Source organism: Pseudomonas sp. NPDC087346 (assembly GCF_044744235.1).
Classification (GTDB): Bacteria; Pseudomonadota; Gammaproteobacteria; order Pseudomonadales; family Pseudomonadaceae; genus Aquipseudomonas.
The window spans coordinates 72,750-90,229 of record NZ_JBIUXX010000007.1 but is presented as its reverse complement, the minus strand read 5'-3'; the positions used below and the strand labels follow the sequence as shown (position 1 = coordinate 90,229).

15 protein-coding genes and 1 tRNA gene are annotated in these 17,480 nt (G+C 59.8%); 2 read left to right on the top strand and 14 right to left on the bottom strand.

The features are described from left to right. Positions 1-16: 16 nt before the first annotated feature. Complete coding sequence (gene gabD, locus ACIOZM_RS06405; protein WP_401210863.1) at positions 17-1,459, bottom strand: NADP-dependent succinate-semialdehyde dehydrogenase; 1,443 nt, start codon at positions 1,457-1,459, stop codon at positions 17-19. 442 nt (positions 1,460-1,901) lie between these two features. On the opposite strand from gabD, the gene ACIOZM_RS06400 reads away from it, so the two are divergent. Beyond that, a tRNA-Arg gene (locus ACIOZM_RS06400) sits at positions 1,902-1,978 on the top strand. 61 nt (positions 1,979-2,039) lie between these two features. Here ACIOZM_RS06400 and ACIOZM_RS06395 read toward each other — a convergent pair. The 7 genes from ACIOZM_RS06395 to ACIOZM_RS06365 form a co-directional block, all read right to left on the bottom strand. Continuing rightward, on the bottom strand, positions 2,040-2,339 hold the full coding sequence (locus tag ACIOZM_RS06395; protein WP_401210860.1) for a type II toxin-antitoxin system RelE/ParE family toxin: 300 nt from the start codon (positions 2,337-2,339) through the stop codon (positions 2,040-2,042). 8 nt (positions 2,340-2,347) lie between these two features. Beyond that, positions 2,348-2,647: a type II toxin-antitoxin system Phd/YefM family antitoxin gene (locus tag ACIOZM_RS06390; protein WP_401210857.1), complete on the bottom strand. Its 300-nt coding sequence runs from the start codon at positions 2,645-2,647 to the stop codon at positions 2,348-2,350. A gap of 194 nt (positions 2,648-2,841) precedes the next feature. Beyond that, positions 2,842-3,114 (bottom strand): hypothetical protein, encoded by a 273-nt coding sequence (locus ACIOZM_RS06385; RefSeq protein ID WP_401210854.1) that lies wholly within the window; start codon positions 3,112-3,114, stop codon positions 2,842-2,844. A gap of 20 nt (positions 3,115-3,134) precedes the next feature. Next, positions 3,135-3,740, bottom strand: coding sequence for a hypothetical protein (locus ACIOZM_RS06380; protein WP_401210851.1), 606 nt, complete (start codon positions 3,738-3,740; stop codon positions 3,135-3,137). Then, the gene (locus ACIOZM_RS06375) at positions 3,737-4,318 is read right to left on the bottom strand and encodes an RNA polymerase sigma factor (RefSeq protein ID WP_401211046.1); all 582 of its coding nucleotides are present in this window, start codon (positions 4,316-4,318) and stop codon (positions 3,737-3,739) included. The genes ACIOZM_RS06380 and ACIOZM_RS06375 overlap by 4 nt, the downstream gene beginning before the upstream one ends. A 29-nt stretch (positions 4,319-4,347) precedes the next feature. Continuing rightward, a complete protein-coding gene (locus ACIOZM_RS06370; RefSeq protein WP_401210848.1) occupies positions 4,348-6,033 on the bottom strand; it encodes a von Willebrand factor type A domain-containing protein in 1,686 nt (561 codons plus the stop codon). A gap of 88 nt (positions 6,034-6,121) precedes the next feature. Then, positions 6,122-6,682 (bottom strand): YbhB/YbcL family Raf kinase inhibitor-like protein, encoded by a 561-nt coding sequence (locus ACIOZM_RS06365; protein WP_401210846.1) that lies wholly within the window; start codon positions 6,680-6,682, stop codon positions 6,122-6,124. 139 nt (positions 6,683-6,821) lie between these two features. On the opposite strand from ACIOZM_RS06365, the gene ACIOZM_RS06360 reads away from it, so the two are divergent. Continuing rightward, positions 6,822-8,345: an FAD-dependent oxidoreductase gene (locus ACIOZM_RS06360; protein ID WP_401210843.1), complete on the top strand. Its 1,524-nt coding sequence runs from the start codon at positions 6,822-6,824 to the stop codon at positions 8,343-8,345. Between the two features lie 12 nt (positions 8,346-8,357). Here ACIOZM_RS06360 and pgaD read toward each other — a convergent pair whose 3' ends face one another. From pgaD to ACIOZM_RS06330, 6 genes are all read right to left on the bottom strand, one after another. Then, on the bottom strand, positions 8,358-8,885 hold the full coding sequence (gene pgaD, locus ACIOZM_RS06355; protein WP_401210840.1) for a poly-beta-1,6-N-acetyl-D-glucosamine biosynthesis protein PgaD: 528 nt from the start codon (positions 8,883-8,885) through the stop codon (positions 8,358-8,360). Then, positions 8,882-10,237, bottom strand: coding sequence for a poly-beta-1,6-N-acetyl-D-glucosamine synthase (gene pgaC / locus ACIOZM_RS06350; RefSeq protein WP_401210838.1), 1,356 nt, complete (start codon positions 10,235-10,237; stop codon positions 8,882-8,884). The genes pgaD and pgaC overlap by 4 nt, the downstream gene beginning before the upstream one ends. Before the next feature lies 1 nt (position 10,238). After that, positions 10,239-12,236: a poly-beta-1,6-N-acetyl-D-glucosamine N-deacetylase PgaB gene (gene pgaB, locus ACIOZM_RS06345; protein ID WP_401210835.1), complete on the bottom strand. Its 1,998-nt coding sequence runs from the start codon at positions 12,234-12,236 to the stop codon at positions 10,239-10,241. Positions 12,237-12,248: 12 nt separating this feature from the next. Continuing rightward, a complete protein-coding gene (pgaA, locus tag ACIOZM_RS06340; RefSeq protein ID WP_401210833.1) occupies positions 12,249-14,729 on the bottom strand; it encodes a poly-beta-1,6 N-acetyl-D-glucosamine export porin PgaA in 2,481 nt (826 codons plus the stop codon). A 268-nt stretch (positions 14,730-14,997) separates the two neighbouring features. Beyond that, on the bottom strand, positions 14,998-16,503 hold the full coding sequence (locus tag ACIOZM_RS06335) for a YdgA family protein (protein WP_401210829.1): 1,506 nt from the start codon (positions 16,501-16,503) through the stop codon (positions 14,998-15,000). A 311-nt stretch (positions 16,504-16,814) separates the two neighbouring features. Next, positions 16,815-17,450, bottom strand: a complete 636-nt coding sequence (locus ACIOZM_RS06330; protein WP_401210827.1) for an NADH:ubiquinone oxidoreductase subunit N — start codon at positions 17,448-17,450, stop codon at positions 16,815-16,817. Positions 17,451-17,480: the final 30 nt, after the last annotated feature.

Genomic DNA, 17,480 nt, shown 5'->3' with positions numbered 1-17,480 from the left:
CAATGCCAGGCCGGGCTTAGATGCCCAGGCAGAGGTATTTGATTTCTAGGTAATCTTCGATGCCGTACTTGGAGCCTTCACGGCCCAGGCCCGAGGCCTTGATGCCGCCGAACGGCGCGACTTCGTTGGAGATCAGCCCGGTGTTGACGCCGACCATGCCGTATTCCAGGGCTTCAGCCACACGGAACACACGGCCCAGGTCGCGAGCATAGAAGTACGAGGCCAGACCGAACTCGGTGTCGTTGGACATCGCGATCACTTCGGCTTCGTCTTTGAAGCGGAACAGCGGCGCCAGTGGGCCGAAAGTTTCTTCCTTGGCCACGGCTGCGTTTTTCGGCACGTTGGTCAGGATGGTCGGCTCGAAGAAGTTGCCTTCCATCTGCTTGCCACCGGCCAGCACGGTTGCGCCTTTGGCCACAGCGTCAGCGATGTGCTCTTTGACCTTGGCCACGGCTTTTTCGTCGATCAGCGGGCCAGTGGTGGTGCCGTCTTCCAGACCGTTGCCGATCTTCAGTTTGGCGACTGCCACTTTCAGTTTCTCGGCGAACGCGTCGTAGACCGAATCCTGAATGTACAGACGGTTGGCACAAACGCAGGTCTGGCCGTTGTTGCGGTACTTGGAAATGATCGCGCCTTCGACGGCCTTATCCAGGTCCGCGTCGTCGAACACGATGAACGGCGCGTTGCCGCCCAGTTCCAGCGAGACTTTCTTGATGTCCTTGGCGCATTCAGCCATCAGTTGACGACCGATTTCGGTCGAGCCGGTGAAGGACAGTTTGCGCACGATCGGGTTGCTGGTCAGCTCGCTGCCGATGTCGCCGGCGCTGCCGGAAACAACGCTGAACACGCCCGCAGGAATGCCGGCACGCTGGGCCAGTTCGGCCAGAGCGAATGCGGAGAATGGGGTTTGCGAAGCCGGCTTGAGCACCATGGTGCAGCCAGCGGCCAGTGCCGGGCCGGCTTTACGGGTGATCATCGCGGCCGGGAAGTTCCACGGCGTGATGGCCGCGGTAACGCCGATTGGCTGCTTGATCACGATCAGGCGCTTGTCCGGCTGGTGGCCCGGGATCACGTCGCCATAGATGCGCTTGGCTTCTTCGGCGAACCACTCGATGAACGAAGCGGCGTAAACGATTTCGCCCTTGGCTTCGGCCAGCGGCTTGCCCTGCTCGAGGGTCATCAGGCGAGCCAGGTCGTCCTGGTTCTCGATCATCAGTTCGAACCAGCGACGCAGTTTGCCCGCACGTTCCTTGGCGGTCAGTGCACGCCAGGCCGGCAGTGCCTTGTCGGCGGCCTCGATGGCACGGCGGGTTTCGGCAGCGCCCATCTTCGGCACGGTACCGAGGATCTCGCCGGTTGCCGGGTTGTTGACCTTGATCGTCTGACCGTTGTCCGCGTCTACCCAAGCGCCATCAATGAAGGCTTGCTGGCGGAACAACTGGGTGTCTTTAAGCTGCATGTCGGCTTTCCTTAACAGCACCGCGACAGACGCGGAGCAAAATTATGATTGTAGAAAGGCGCCTCGCAAGGCTGCCGTCAGGGAAATCATTACCGGGTTGAAGCACTTTATCAGCGCACGGCCAGCAACACGTGCGGCTCGGCACCCGGTCAAAGAGCGTTTGAAATCTCAAACGAATCCTAGGATCAAAGGGGGTAAAGGACAATAGGCCGTTCGAAAAAAAGAACAAAAACCCCGCTTTTGCTGAATTTTTCAGATCAACGAGCCAAAAGCCCCGGTCGCAGGCAAACGATAGATCAGTCCCGCCAAAGCGCCAAACGAGCCTTTTGCAGAACGTTACAGCTTTATGGAATGCCGCCGCCGATCCGACATCCGCACTGACAATACCTGCTAAAACCCAGCATGGACGCCCCGAGCCGACCTAGGTATGATGTCGCCCGCTGCACCAGTAGCTCAGCTGGATAGAGTACTGCCCTCCGAAGGCAGGGGTCGTGGGTTCGAATCCCGCCTGGTGCACCATAGATAGAAACGAAAAAGCCTCAGACTTCACGGTCTGGGGCTTTTTTGTGGGCAATGCATTTCAAGGCTGATTGTTGCTGTTGAGTTCAAAGAGCCGGGCGAGGTCCTGCGCGCTATGCAGAACGCGCTCTATCAGGATGTCGCCCTCTACGATCGAGTAGAAAATCAAGTATCGGCCATGAGTGATCATTTTCAGCCCCTTGGCACATTCCTCTCGGGAAACCCCTTGATTCGGCTGGGTGGTGAGGTGCTCACACCTCACACGCAACTCGCTAACGAAAGATCGGGCACGTCCAGGATTGTCGCGAGCGATGTAGCGGGCAATCTGCTGCAAATCGTCGCGGGAAAGTGCAGAAAACAACAACCGCCTCATCGGCGATTTTGCTCTGCTTCGATGTCATCTATAAGTGCATCAAGCTCAGAAAAAACGGTGTCGGCTGCCACGGCCGGACGTGGATCATTGCGACTTGCAGCAATCGCCTCGCGCAATTCAGCGGCTCGCAGGCGATCAAGCAATTCCTGATAAGTCGCATGCGCCAGCAGGTAGGCAGCGGGACGATTATGGTTGAGAACGGCGATGGGCTCCAAGCCGGCCTGCTCGATCACAGTGCTGGGGCTGCGTTTCAGTTCGGTGATACTCACCGAGCGACTAGCAAGCAGTTGCTCCATGACGCCTCCAAAGGTACAAAAAATAGTACCTTATAGTGCTCTTTTTTGAAGTTGAGGGTCAACGAGCAAATGATCGGCGTAACGTCAGGAATCAATCGCAGGCGGGGGTAATCAAAGGCGAAGCTCCAGCATGTCGGAGGCCGTCAGAACAGCGATTTGGATATGTATAAACGCGAACGATCGGCAAATCACCTTCACTCCGTCGTCCAGTCAAACTCGTCATAACCCTCATCCTCGTCGTCTTCTTCCTCCTCAACCTCCTCGTCATAAACGTCCTCTTCCAGCACGTCTTCTTCCGATTGGTTGAGCAGAAATTCCTTACGAGCTTCGGTAATCGCTCGCCGCATCTCCTCGCCCTTTTCCGGGCAGTTGAGGAGTTGGGCGATGCGGTCGATTTTCGGTGCCACTTTGTTCTCCAGCGCATCGGCAATGCCCCGATAGTGCGCGTTTTTGCGGGGCAATGCCAAATCGCTGGGGGTTGCTGTGATCAGTTTTCTTGTAATTGTTTGAGTCGTGCGTCGAGATCGGCATTGGGGTAGCGTTTGTGCAGGTTGTTGAACAGCGCATCAGCCGCTTGCGACTGGCCGGATTCACGCAGGCGCAGAACTTCTTGTAGTTGCTGGTCCAGGCCATTGGCCGGGGCGGCGGCGCGCTTGCTGGTCTTGGCTTGGTCGGCCATGTCCGCGCTGATCGCTTCGCTTTGCATCGGTGCGGCCATTTCCATCATCGGCGCGGGAGCGGGCATGCCGCCTGCCGGTGCGGCCAGCGATTGCGCTTCCGGCGCTTGTTTTTTAGCCAGCGGTGCAGCGGGTTTCGCGGCCGGGGCGAAGTCGTATTGGGGTAGCGGCTCGGGAGCGCGCTGCACCAGTGACAACATCAATGCCACGCCGACCAGGCTGGCGAACGCCACTTGATAACGTGGTCTCTGACAGGCTTGCAGCCAGCGCTGCCACAGGCTCGGCTTCGGCGCCGGGGTTTGCCGGTGGGCGGCATCGAGAATAAAGGCATCAAGACGCGCCGATGGCTCAGCGTTGTGTTGCTCACGATAGTGCTTGAGCAGTTGTTCTTCGGGTGTCTGGCGGGCGTCAGTCATGTCAGTACCTCCTCGGCCAGCAGCCGACGCAGTTTTTGCTGGGCGTAGCGCAAACGGCTTTTGACGGTCTCCAGCGGTGTTTCGGTGAGGCTGGCGATTTGCGCCAGATCGAGATCGCCGTGGGCGCGCAGCAGAAAGACTTCACGCTGGTCGGCGGGCAGGATTTGCAGGGCATTTTCCAGGCGTTGGCTGTCGCGGCTGAGATTGAGCAATTGCTCGGGATCACTCGCCTCATCGCTGACAGCGTGGACCTGCTCGTCATAGCTGTCATGCAACGGTTGATGGACGCCGTGCTTGCGCCAGTGATCGATCAATCGATTGCGGGCAATCTGGAACAGCCACGTACGAAATGTCGCCCGGCCCTGTGGCTGACTGCTGCTGCGGATCAGGCTCAGCCAGGTTTCCTGATAGACCTCTTCCGCCAGTTCTGGCTTGCCACTCAAACCCAGCAAGAACCGATACAAACCCTGGCGATGGCGGGCGTACAAAATCTCGAACGCCACAACGTCGCCTTCACGGTAACGCGCCAGCAACGACTCATCGCTGCTGGCGGCGGGGCTGTCTGCGGGGGCAAACAGCTGACTGATGAAGCCCTTCAAACGGCTCACTATTCAATCCGTCGTTCGGTCGGCATCACGTTGGATGCGGTTGAAGTACGCAGGCTCTGCGCCAGCTCCACCAGTTGCACGAACTCGTTGCGCAGACCGAAGCGATCATCGCCCCGCGCCCCTCGGGCCAGTTTTTCGGTGTCTTGCAGGCTGAAATCGCCGGTATAGCGACCGTCCTTGAGTTGCTGGGAAAACGCCGCGACCGCAGCGGCAAAACGCAGATCCTCGCTGGCCGGTTTGACCTGATTGCTGATCGGGTGCTCGATCAAAAGACTTTTCCCACCTTCCGGCGACTGATATCGCACACGCAGCATCGCCATCTCTCCTGTGTTTTCAGACATTGCGACAGCAGCCTTGCCGTAGCGCAGCGGCTCCAGCCAGCCCTTCTCGCCTGCGGGGACAATTTCATACAGCGCTGTCACCGTGTGTCCTGCCCCGATTTCACCGGCATCGACCTTGTCGTTGCTGAAATCCTCACGCTTGAGCGCACGGTTTTCATAACCCAGCAAACGGTATTCGCTGACCTGCGCCGGGTTGAACTCCACCTGCAACTTGACGTTTTTCGCCACCACCGCGAGGGTCGAAGCGAGCTGATCGACCAGCACTTTGCGCGCCTCGCGCAGGTTGTCGATGTAGGCATAGTTGCCGTCACCGGCGTCGGCCAGTTGTTCCATCAAGTGTTCATTGTAGTTATCCACACCGAAACCCAGGGTCGTCAGGGAAATCCCGCTCTTGCGCTTATCCACAGCCATTTGTTTCAAGCTGTCGAAGTCGCTGACACCGACATTGAAGTCACCGTCGGTGGCCAGCAGGATGCGGTTGATGCCTTTGGCGATGAACGCCTGTTGCGCCATCTGATAGGCCAGTTCGATACCGGAAGCGCCTGCCGTAGAACCACCCGCCGTCAGTTGCTCGATGGCGGTACGAATTTTGGCTTTTTCGCGACCGGATGTTGGCTCCAGCACCACTCGCGATTCGCCGGCATACACCACCAGCGACACCCGATCCTGTTCGCGTAACTGATCAACCAACAGTTTCAGGGTGCTTTTAACCAGCGGCAGGCCTTCGCGGCGATCCATCGAACCGGACACATCCACCAGAAACACCAGATTCGCCGGGGCCAGTTCTGCCACCGCACGATCGGAAGCCTTGATGCCGATCCGCAGCAAACGCGTGTGCGCATTCCACGGAGTGGCGGCCAGTTCGGTGGTCACGCCAAACGGCGAGCCATCGCTGGGCAGTGCATAGTCGTAGGGAAAATAATTGACCATTTCCTCCAGCCGCACCGCGCCTTCCGGCGGCAAGCGGCCCTGATTGAGCAAACGGCGGACGTTAGCGTAGGCGCCGGTATCGACGTCGGCACTGAAAGTGGAGACCGGGGTTTCTGCGACGGAATGGATCGGGTTGTCGGCGAGCGCTTGATATTGCTCGCGCTGCTCTGCGCGATAGCCCTGTGGATAACTTTCGCCTGCCGGCATTGGTGCAAAACTGGCCATCGGCGCGGCACCCGCACTGCGCTTGGCCATCGCCACATCAGCCTTGAGCGCTTCATGTTGAATCAACACTTGCGGCTGCGCTGGGGCGGGAACAGCGGCAGATTGCGGATCAGAAGTAACGCCGCAGCCAGCAACGGCGAGCAACACGCCGACCGCCACGGGCCGCAGGAAAGATACAGGGAGAGACATGGGGGCTGACCTCGGGATGAAATTGATCCATTCATCCTTTGAGACGGGCAGCCCCTTCAGTTCGGGTTAAACCCCGCTGGAAATATTTTCAGCGGTGATAACGCCGTACTGCACTGCTGTTGCGCAGCACATGACCTTTGATTTTTTCCATCAGCTCGGCGCGGGTCAGACCGGCCGGCAACGCGTCTGGAGCCAGATCGAGGGCGTAGATCTGAATGATGTAGTGGTGCGCGCTGTCGCCGGTCGGCGGGCAAGGGCCCATGTAGTGCGTATTGCCTTTGCTGTTGGTGCCGCCGACGCCTTCGAAAGCGGACTTGGCACCGACGCCGGCCGGGATCTGCCGGGTGGTGGCTTTGATGCCGTAGTGAATCCAGTGATCGACGCCCAGGCCTTTCTGGCCATCCGGATCGTGCATGACGATCGCATAGCTTTGGGTGGCCGCCGGGCCGGCATTCCAGCTCAGCGCCGGCGACTGGTTCTTGCCGCCGCAGCCTGCCGCGTCGCTGGCCGCAGCCGCGGTGAACAGGCGGTTATCCGAAACGCCGGGGATGCTAAGGGTGAAGCGCTCCTGGGCCTGCGCCGGAAACTGCACGCAAAGGGCGACGGCAAGGGCCGCCAGCCAAGGGTTGAGAGTGGTCAATCGGGTCATTCCGGGAGCACCTTGTGCAGTTGGGCCGTCGTCGGCCTGCAAACTATAGCTGTACCGTTCGTGCCGTGGCAGTGGCAATTGGCTGAACCTCGCACTGCGCCGCAAACTCGTAAGAGAAATGCCCGCGAGGAAGCCGAATATGTCCCTGCACCATGTCGCCCGTTTCGCCGATGTTCCTGAAGACCATGGCCTGCAAGTGCAGATCGGTGATTGCAAGATCGTACTGTTACGCGTCGCAGGCCAATTACGCGCCTTTCAGGGCGAATGCCCACACGCCGGCGCGCCATTGGCTGACGGTGCGTTGTGTCACGGACGTCTGATTTGCCCATGGCACAAGGCGGCGTTCCGCGCTGAGGACGGCAGACTGTGCGAGCCGCCGGCCCTCGACAGCCTCAAGCGTTACGCCTTGGAACTGCGCGGCGACGAAGTCTGGGTCGATGACCAGCCGATTTCCGATCCGCACGTTCCTCCGGCAGATGATTCACGCACATTCATCATTGTCGGCGTCGGGGCGGCAGGCACCGCGTGTGCGGCGGCGCTGCGCGAGAAGGGTTTTGGCGGACGCATCGTGCTGATCGATCACGAGCCCGAGGCCGGTTACGACCGCACGGTGTTGAGCAAGTTTGTACTCGCCGGGGACATGTCGGCCTCAGAGACACCCGCATTGCGCGATCAAGGCTTCTACCAAGAACAACGCATCGAACGAATTCACGGCGAAATAACGTCGATTGATGCTCAAGCGAAAACCCTGCATTTGAACGATGGCCAAAACCTGCAATACGACGCGGCAGTTCTGGCTACCGGCGCCACACCCAACACACTGGAGTTGCCGGGTGCCGATCTGCCACAAGTGTTTGTTCTGCGCTCAAGGCAGCAGGCCGAACAGATCATGCGCGGCACCGAACCCGGGCAACGGGCAGTGATCATCGGTGACAGCTTCATCGCAATGGAATGCGCCTCGGCGCTGCGTCAATACGGACTCGAAGTCACTGTACTCGCCCGGCATGCCATTCCTTTCGCCGCGCAATTCGGCGAAGCCGTGGGCAAAGCGATCCGCCAACGGCATGAAGACCACGGCGTGAAATTCATCACCGAACATCAAGCCCAGGAAATCGTCGGCGACGGTAAAGTCGAAGCGGTGCTGCTCGACAATGGCTTGCGCATCGCTGCGGATCTGGTTCTGGCCGGGATCGGCGTGCGCCCGGCCACCGAGGCTTTCGCCTCATTGCCAAGAGAGAAAGATCTGTCATTACGCGTCGACGGCGGTATGCGCGTGACCGATGGCCTGTGGGCGGTTGGCGACATCGCCACGTTCCCGTTGAACGGTCAGCCACAACGCATCGAACACTGGCGCCTCGCCCAACAGCATGCGCGAATCGCTGCTGCCAATATGCTCGGCGCCGAGGAACACTATCTCGATGTGCCGTTTTTCTGGACCTGGCATTTCGGCAAGAATTACGACTATCTGGGCCACGCCGAGCAATGGGATCAGATCGAGTTCATAGGAGAGCCCGAGCAACCGCCCTTCATTGGCCTGTTCGGCAACAAGGGCCTCGTGGTGGCCGCGATCGCCTGCGAGAAAGAGCGGGCGATGGCGATGCTCGCCGAACGGATGAAACAACCACTGCCCATCGATGAAGCCTGGAAACTGATCCGCGACTAACGAAAAACCGACTCAGCGGTTCGACGGTTCACGATTATCATCATCCTCGGCATGCAGAAAGATCGTCCGCGGATTTTCCAGTGGTGCCAGCGGCGGCGGCAACTCGGCCTGTTCAACCGGCCAGAAATGCGTCACCACATGGCTGATGTCGCCTTCCTGATCGTTGTGAATAGTCATCACCCCCGGCGTGCGCAGTTTCTGCAAACGGTCATCGTTGAGTCTGAAACTCTTGCTCAGCCCATCGTCATCAACCACCGGCGCCGGCAAACGCCGCTGAGCGAAGCTGCGGCTTTTACGCTGTTGATAACGCGCCCAGGAAATCAGGATCACCGCGTTGACCAACGCTACCCACAGATAGATATGCAAAGTGCCCAGCGCTTCGAACGCCGAGTTATCGATGAGCGGCCCACCCGCATGGGTTTCGATCAGTGGCCACAGCCCTCTGACCAGCAGAAACAGCAGGCCAACCCAGGCCAGCACCGTGAGGATCACGTCGATCACGACCAGGAACGGCCGCTGGCGAGTCCGGATGATTTTCATTTGATAACCTCCTCTTCGTCATCGCCGACCGGTTTGATGCCCCGGTCAGGACTGACCCAGCGCGCACGTTTCTGATGTTGGCCGAACAGCACTTTGGGAAAGCTGACCAGCGTGGTGAGCAGGCTGATGAACCAGAACACCAGCGGGTACCAGACCACCCAGAACATGGTTTTGCCCAGACCCGGTTCGTAACGCCGATCGATGATGATGCTGATCGCGAACTGCACCAGACAGACGAACGCCAGCAGCAACCCGGTAAACGCCGGAGGCATCAGGTGATCGACGGCGATGGCTTCCGGCATGACCACAAACTTGCCGACGCCCCAGAAAATCACCGACAACAGGAAAGTGAACGCCCAACCGGTCGACAGGCAATACTCGAACAGCAACGGCCACAGATAACGGTGGCGGTACTGCCAGATGCCACGAATATTCTTGAACAACACTTCGGCGCCACCCTGAGCCCAGCGCAGGCGCTGCTTCCACAACCCGCCGAGGGTTTCCGGCATCAGAATCCAGCACAGTGCGCGCGGTTCGTAAAAGATGCTCCAGTGGTCGAGTTGCAGCTTCCAGCTGATGTCGATGTCTTCGGTGATCATGTCCGGGCTCCAGTAGCCGACCCGGTTCAACGCCGTACGGCGGAACGCGACGATCACGCCGGACACCGTGAAGATTCGCCCGAATACCCGCTGCGTGCGTTTGATCAGACCGATGATCGAAGAGAACTCACCGACCTGCACCCGTCCGACCAGCGTCGAACGCGTACGAATCCGTGGGTTGCCGGTCACCGCACCAAGCCGTGCGTTGTCGAGCATTGGCGCTACCAGATAGGCCGCCGTGTTCGGCGCGAGCAGCGCATCACCGTCGATGCACACCAGATATTCGCTACGTGCGGCGATGGCGCCCATGCGCAGGGCGACAGCCTTGCCCTGGTTTTCCGCCAGATGCAGGACCCGCAGACGTGGATCTTCTTTGGCCAAGGCATCCAGCACTTGCGCGGTGTTGTCCTTGGAACCGTCGTTGATCGCGATGACTTCGATGTTCGGGTAATGCTGGGCCAGCGCGGCGTGGATGGTATCGGCGGCGTTGTCACCTTCGTTGTAGCAAGGGATCAGGATCGAGATCAGCGGCTCGCCGGCCAGTGGCGGCGGCAAGGTGTCATCCTTCCACGGCCAGTGCCGCTCCCAGTGCAGCCAGAAATACAGGCCACCGGCAATCCACAGCCCGGACATGAACAACGGGTAGAAAAACACGAAGTCCATCAGGAACTGCCCGGTCACCAGGAAGATCAGCCCCAGCGGTACGCCGAGGACGATCGCCAGAACAAGCAGGGCTAACAGTCTATCCAGCATGTCATGGGTTCCATTTGTTGGAGAGCGCAGGCCGCACGGTTTTCAGGTCCGGCAGGTTGTCGAGGAAGTTGTCCGGGTAGTAACCAAAACTGGTTGCACCCTGACGCTTGAGGCGGCCCATCCAGTCCGCCAGTTGCGCACCGTCGATATCGTTCTGGTCTTTTTTCGTCCAGTCCCGTGCCTGCAATTCGAACACCGTGCGATCCAGCGCACCGGGACGTTTCTTCACGGTGGCGACCAGCGCTTCCAGCCATGGACCGGATTGCGCCTGGGTCTGTTTTTCCATGAGCGGCATGGCCATCGGCGCCGTCCAGTCGTAAGTCGCGAGGAAGTCGTCAAGGTTCTGCGCGAACCACGCTTCGCTGGTCGGATTGAGCATCGGTTCAGCAAATATGTTGCGCGCCGTCAGTACCTGCGGGCCACGGATGGCGCGGACCTTGGCAGTCAGCTCATTGGTGAAGTCGATCAGGTAGCGGCTCTTGAAGCGCGTCCAGCGCTGCATCGCTGCCGGATCATCGCGAAGCGCGGCAATCGAACCCGGCAAACCGTGCGCCGCGTAAGCCTTCAGCGCCTCGGGGCTGGCGTCTTCAAAGTCCGAAAGCACTGCGTCATCGTGGTAGAGGATGCCGTCGACAGAGGTCAGGCGTGCCACGTCTTCGTAGATTTCACCGATGATCCGCCGTACTTCGGGATCGAATGGCGACAGACGCTTGTACTGATCCGGGTCCACCGAAGTGGTACCGGTTTTCGGGTCCCAACGGGTCACGCGTGGCAACTTGGCGTCGAGGCCGAAGCTCAGCACCGGCATCCACGCGAAGACTTTCACATGGGCGCGAGTGCGCAGTTGCCAGGCCACACGGTCGAAGATATCGGCACGCATTGGCAGATGACGGTTAGGGAAGTACAGCGAGTGCACCAGGCCATCGCCCTTCGGATCGGCGAAAGCTTGCAGGAACACCGTGTTGGCGCCCATATCAGCCATACGCTGGATTAGTTTGCCGAGGTTGATTTCCTGTTGCGCCGGGTCAGGGTCGTAGACGTTATCCAGATCGACATGCACCACGCGCATGGCGAAATCGGACTGCACCGCGACGATGCTATTGGCGAAATGCTCGCCGTCCGGATCGGACGCAACGAGGAATCGCGGGCCACTCATCAGGTTGTCGAGAGCGTCGAGACCGTCGTCGAGGGTCAGGGCCATTTCGTAGCCCTGCTCGCCGACCACGGTCAGCGAAGTGCCGTCCGCCGTGCCGTATGGCCAGACCCAGATGCGCGGTTTGTAACCGGTGACCTTGCGGATTTTTTCCGAGATGGTGACCACGTCGGTACGAATCCGTGCACGGAAATCTTCTTCGGATTCGTAGCGTTTGGTCACCGGGTCATAGCGCCGGGTCGCCGCCGCAGGCTGCATGTTGCCCTGCGGGTTAGCGAGGATGCCTTTGTGGCTGGCATCGGTGTGAGCCGCGATTTCCACCAGCCCGGATTGCGAGATTTCCCGCACCTGATCCCAGGTCAGGAAGTCGGAGCGCGCACGCGGCGTACCGGCGAAGTCCACCGGCTGGTTCAGCGGTGTATCGATCCAGGTGCCGACCGGCGCCAGCAGCGCGTGCCAGTTGTAGGCGCGCAAAACCGGCAGCACGCGGGTATAGAAGCTTGAATAACCGTCGTCGAAGCTCAGCAGAATCGCTTTGGCCGGCAGCTCGGGGCCACCCTTGCGCGCCGCCATGATCTGGTCGACCGTCACCGGTTTGTAGCCGTTCTCCCGCAGCCAGGCGAGTTGCTCGATCATGCGCTCGGTGCGCACCGCCACCACGGCTTGATCGGGATCGCGGTCTTCGATGTCGTGATAGGCGATGCCCAACACATGATTTTTCGGCCACGGTTTTTCGCTGGCCGCCACCGGTCGTTCGGAAGGCGGCGTGAACGCCGGGGCTTGCTGGGCACAGGCGCTGATCAGCAGCACTCCCAGCAGAAGGATGAAACGCGAAATCAAAGGCATCTTCAAACTCTTCTAGAAGCGGAAAGTGAGGTCGACGAGCAGACGCAGATCGGTTTCCCGGTCACCGTCGTAAGGCCGGTTGATCACACTCAACAAGCCGCCCACTTCGAATACATCGTTCCAGGCGTAGCGCTGGCCGTAACCGAGCATTGCCATGCCGCCCGTGCCGTGATCACGCTGGCTGTAAGTACCCGCGCCGGCCTGGAACTGTTGGCTCCAGGATGTTTCGTAGCGGTGGTAGAGCACGTGATTGACGTTCACCGTCGGCATGACGCTGAAGTCCGCCTTCGGGTTGAAGTACGGCACATCCTCGGAGTTGGAGTTGTGGCTGGTGCCGACTTCCAGACCGGCATCGACCTGCACGTTCGGTGCGCTGTAGACGCCTTCGCGACCGGTGAGCAAGGCTTCGACGCGGTTGTTGCCGTCGCTGAAGTGCGAGGGGCTGACAGACAGTTTCCACTCGCGACTTTCGTTGGCGCGCCAGCGGATGAAACCGCTGCCGCCATTGGCCTTGATGTCGCTGTTCAGCGCACGCAACGGCGTTTCGGCCGACAGATAGGCGAGGCTGCCGCCGTACTGCCAGTTGTCGTTGATGTCGCGGGCAATCGCAATGCGCGCGCCTTGTTTGTCGCCGTAGCCGTAATCGTGGTTGGAGACTTCGGCTTCGAGGGTCATGTCGCGGGTGCGGCGTTCCAGGCCGACGCGCTGGAAGCGGTCAGTACCGGTGCCTTCGGCGAAATCGCCAGTGGCATAACCGACGCCGGCAAACACGCGCCAGTCTTCATTGATCGGTGGGCTGTAAAGGGTGCTCTGGATACCGAAATCCCGGCTGCCGCTGACAGCCCCGGCACCGCTGCCGCCACCGCCGTTGGCCTTGCCGCCGTAGGCTTCGACGCGCAGTTCGGACATGTCGTGTACTTCGCGTTCGCGTGCTGCTCGTTGTACCTGACGGTTGTCCGGGTAGCGCTCGACCACATCGTCGGTCAGCGCATCCATCTGCCGCCATTCCTGCAGAGTCATGGCTGTCCGCGCCTGGGCAAGTTCCAGTCCCATATCGCGCGGCACCATGCTCTCGGTTTCCTTGAGCTGGTTTTCCGCACGGCGCGGCCATTGGCGGGCCAGATAAAGGTCGGCTTGCGCCAGACGCAGGCCGACGTTGCCCGGGGCCTGATCCACCAGTGTCTGCAACTGCTCCTCGCCGTGCGGCAGGTCGGAACCATAGGCGCCGGCCTGCGCTGCGAGTTGCTGGGCGTCCATCCATTCGTCATTGGGGTTGCCGATTGGCAAGCCCTTGAGTTCGATGCGTGGACGTTGCGACTTGGCCAGATCGTCGGCGACCTTGCGCGCCTCTACGGCGCGATCACTTTCGAGCAGCGAGTAATACAGCGCGGTGGTGTCTTCGAGACGATCACCGGCATCGGCGTCGGGCGCCGAAAGCACCTGGCGATAGAGGTCGGTGGAGATTTCTGGCTGACGCTGATCCAGATAGGCAGCGGCGACCCAACGCAAAGCGTAGGTCGGGATCTTCACGTTTTCAGCTTGCAGCTTTTGGTATTCGCTGATGACGTCAGCGGTGCGCGCCCGGGCCTTGAGCGCGCCCATGCGGTCGATGCGCCAGCGAACCACGTCGTCGTGGGCGCTGGCGTCAGGAGTCCAGGTGGCGAGCAGTTTGTCGTAATCGGCCAACGCTCGGTCGGCGATCACGTAGCGTTCTTTTTCAGTGCGGCTGGCGAACTCGGCAAGACGCACGCGCTCGGCGGCAAGATCGCCTTCGAGACGGCGCAAAGTTACCGGATCGATCAGCCCCGGCCGTTGCTTGGCCAGACGCAGCGCCGGTTCCGGCAAACGGGCCTTTTGCAGGGCGACCACGTATTCACGGGCGACTTCCGGTTTGCTACCGGCGCGGATGAACGCCTGGTCGTACTCGAACAGCGCGTCGTATTGCTTGCCGGCGCGGGTCAGCGCGTAGCCGAGCGCCAGACGCCGGGAAGGATCGTCAGGTTTGGCGGCGACCAAGGCTTTGGTGCGGGTGACGGCTTCGTCGGGCTTGCCGGAATCGGCCTGGGTCAGCGCCAGACCCAATTGCAGGTCGGCGTTGTTCGGGTCCAGCGCCAAGGCTTTGTTGTAGACCTGAGTCGCCTGATCCCAACGCTTGAGGTTGCGATAGGCGCGGGCGGTGGCGGTCAGCGCCTGCACCGGCAGTACGCGGTCACGGCCCTGGGTTTCGTAGACTTGCACCACTTCGGCGTCAAGCCCGGCCCAACTGGCGATTTGCAGGTGATCGCTGATCTGCCCGGTGGTCGATTGCCCCGCCGGCACCTGACGCAAAACCGTCAGCGCAGGCGTGTACTGCCCGGCACGGGCATCACGCACCATCTGATCATAGGGTGTATCCGCAAACGCCAGTGCCGGCCAAAGCAATTGGCTGCACAGCGCAAAACGGAACAACGGGCGTAAACCACGATGTAAAACAGGAACATCAGTACGCGGCATTCGTCAGCATCCTTACATGGCCAGCCGGGTCGCAATGCCCTCCTTGCCCATTCGTAACGAAGGCCGAGTGAGTTTCCCCCGGCCAAGCTTAGTCAGGCAGTCTTGCATGCAAGCGTAGACCAATATTCAGAACACAATAATTGTTCAGAATCGTGACAGGGCTTCTCCCGTAGGCGCGGCGAACCCTTCCTCCAGACAGCAAAACGCCCGGCGTCTGCGGGTGCAGAGGCCGGGCGTCGCTTTGAACGCTGGTGTTTACAAGGTCCGATTACTGAACCTGAGTGACACCGGCAAACTTGCTCATCAGGAAGCCGATGAACTGCTCGACGGTCATTTTCTGGCCGTTGAATTCCACCTGATTGGCGGCGTAATGCAGCTTGGTCACGACATTGCTGCCGTCCAGAGTCGCCAATTGCGAACCGACTGCCATGCCGGAGAACATCTCGGCCGCGGCGCTGGCCTGATCGGCAATGGCTTTGGCATCGGTCTGACCATCAACCTGCGCCTGCACGCTGAGCAGATCGATCAAACTCGGCTTGGACACCTGGATATTCAGGTCGAGCAACGCGAGCAATTGTTTGCCCAGTTGATCCGGCGGCAGATCCATCGACTGCGGTTTGGTCAGGTCAATCACCACATTGGCGCGGCTTTCACCGTTGGCGGTTTTCAGCGAGAGGTTTTCCAGCGCCACTTGCGGGCCGGCAGCCAGCAGTTTTTGCAGATCGGCTTTGACCTGTGCGGACTCGGCTTCGGTCAGGTTCAGTTCCGGCGATGGCAAACCTGCGGCGGCGGCCTCGGCGGAAGCCTTTTCGTAAGGCTGCAACTTGGTCTGGTAGACCTGCATCAGCGACATGGCCGACGGGATGTCGAGGTTCTTCAGGCTCATGGCCATCTGTGCCGAACCGATTTTCTTGTCGTTCAGCGACACTTCGCCGATCTGGTAATCGGCACGCCCGGAAGCGTTGGTGCCGGTTTCTTCGGTGAGGTTCTTCATTTCGAAGTTCTTCACGCCCAGCACCGATTGCTTGGGACCGAAGGTCACCTTGCTGCCGGTCAGTTCCAGAGTGTTTTCGCCGGTGTAGTAGCCGTAACTGCTCTTCGCCAGATTGCTCGCCAGGGTCAGACCGTTGAGCTCGATCTGCACCGGCGCCTGATCTTCGGCGACCGAGGTCAGCTTCAGGCTATCCATGTAGCCGTTGGCCTTGACCTTCTGCGCCTGGGCGCTGGCGGAAATGTCCATGCTCAGACCGGAAAACTTCAGACTCGACTGGTCATCCAGCGCGGTTTCCAGCGGCAGCAGTTCGAGGCTGCTGGTGGTCGACTCGTCGTAACCGATGTTGGTCACGCCTTTGAGCGGCGCGGCACCTTTGGTTGCGGCGAACCACTTCTCGGTGGCGGCATTCTTTTCCAGCTCATAGTTGCTGGTGGCCATGACCGGCAGCCATTTCAGCGACAGCAGACGCGAGAACGGCAGTGGGCCGTGTTCGATATGGTCGACAAACAGCAACTCGACCGGCGCCTCGCCGAACATTTCACCTTCGCCCTTGAGGCGATAGTGCGCGGTGCTGGTGAAGGTGTGGCGCTCAAGCGAAACCAGTTCCAGCGACGCGGTGCCGTTGGAGCCGGCCATCGCGGTCTGCAGCTCTTTGTTGGCATTGCTGACCGCATTGTTCAGCACGCCTTCAATCTTGGTGCCCGTGTACCAGGCCCCGCCGACGCTGATGGCACCGATGGCAACAACAATTCCGAGAAGCACGCCTGCTGATTTATTCATGAATGACCTGATCGATTTCCGTGGCTGTGAGTGTGGTCGTCTTCCCTGAACCCGTAACCGGGTCGCGGCTCGACTCCGCTGAAATTAGCGATGGAGATTAGCACTGGGCGCGGGAAGCGGCTCAATGTTTAAAGGTTAAAGGTTAAAGGTTAAAGGTTAAAGAGTGTCTATGGGGAGTGTGGACAGTGAACAGGCTGCAAGAGTTTCGGTGATCTGGAGACGCAATCGCTGGCAAGCCAGCTCCCACAGGGATATCTCTTTACCTGTGGGAGCTGGCTTGCCAGCGATGAGGCCCGTTGATTGACCGAAGATCAGGAGTACTGAACCTCGATCTCATCCAGTTGATGATCAAAGCTTTTGAGCCGCGCCGTCCAGGTATACACCAGCACTTCGAAATCCCGGTCGATCACCGCTTCGCCCGGTCCTTCGCCACGCGGGTCGCAAAAATCCAGCTGATAGCGTTCCCGAGCCATCGCGGTGGCGACATCGGACAGTTCACGGGCGTTGTTCAGCCAGTGCCAGCCTTCGTCAGCGATCTGCTTGTCGAGTTCCAGGCATTGTTTTTTCAGGGCTTCGAGGCTTTTTTCCAGCGGTGTGCCAGTGAGCTCGCCCATGACTTCGGCGAAGGTACGCCCCGGCTGCCAGTAACTGCCCCAGAAATAGCGATCGAATACGGTTTCGACCCGACGCAGCGCGACTTTGGTGTCCCAGATCAGCACCAGGGTTTTGCCCTGTTCAAGCTGTCTTTTTTTGACCCGCTGCACCTGAACCGATGCCCAGGCCACCACCACGATTGCCATGACCGCAATCAGCGCGGTGGCGCTGTCGAGGAAGACCATGGCCTTGTCGATCTGGTGAGCGAGCATGATGCCGTAGAAATAGGTGGCCGAAAGCAGCAGCAGCGCTGCAAGGGCGCACCAGAAGCCGAGAGCGTAAGGGTTTTTCATTATTGGTTTCCCCTAGACCAGCACTAGCAA

What these genes read in the sequence shown, in the direction of transcription:
- gabD (WP_401210863.1), bottom strand. Translation starts at nt 1,459, where the DNA reads ATGCAGCTTAAAGACACCCAGTTGTTCCGCCAGCAAGCCTTCATTGAT.
- ACIOZM_RS06390 (WP_401210857.1), bottom strand. Translation starts at nt 2,647, where the DNA reads ATGGAGCAACTGCTTGCTAGTCGCTCGGTGAGTATCACCGAACTGAAA.
- ACIOZM_RS06380 (WP_401210851.1), bottom strand. Translation starts at nt 3,740, where the DNA reads ATGACTGACGCCCGCCAGACACCCGAAGAACAACTGCTCAAGCACTAT.
- ACIOZM_RS06370 (WP_401210848.1), bottom strand. Translation starts at nt 6,033, where the DNA reads ATGTCTCTCCCTGTATCTTTCCTGCGGCCCGTGGCGGTCGGCGTGTTG.
- ACIOZM_RS06365 (WP_401210846.1), bottom strand. Translation starts at nt 6,682, where the DNA reads ATGACCCGATTGACCACTCTCAACCCTTGGCTGGCGGCCCTTGCCGTC.
- ACIOZM_RS06360 (WP_401210843.1), top strand. Translation starts at nt 6,822, where the DNA reads ATGTCCCTGCACCATGTCGCCCGTTTCGCCGATGTTCCTGAAGACCAT.
- pgaD (WP_401210840.1), bottom strand. Translation starts at nt 8,885, where the DNA reads ATGAAAATCATCCGGACTCGCCAGCGGCCGTTCCTGGTCGTGATCGAC.
- pgaC (WP_401210838.1), bottom strand. Translation starts at nt 10,237, where the DNA reads ATGCTGGATAGACTGTTAGCCCTGCTTGTTCTGGCGATCGTCCTCGGC.
- pgaB (WP_401210835.1), bottom strand. Translation starts at nt 12,236, where the DNA reads ATGCCTTTGATTTCGCGTTTCATCCTTCTGCTGGGAGTGCTGCTGATC.
- pgaA (WP_401210833.1), bottom strand. Translation starts at nt 14,729, where the DNA reads ATGCCGCGTACTGATGTTCCTGTTTTACATCGTGGTTTACGCCCGTTG.
- ACIOZM_RS06335 (WP_401210829.1), bottom strand. Translation starts at nt 16,503, where the DNA reads ATGAATAAATCAGCAGGCGTGCTTCTCGGAATTGTTGTTGCCATCGGT.
- ACIOZM_RS06330 (WP_401210827.1), bottom strand. Translation starts at nt 17,450, where the DNA reads ATGAAAAACCCTTACGCTCTCGGCTTCTGGTGCGCCCTTGCAGCGCTG.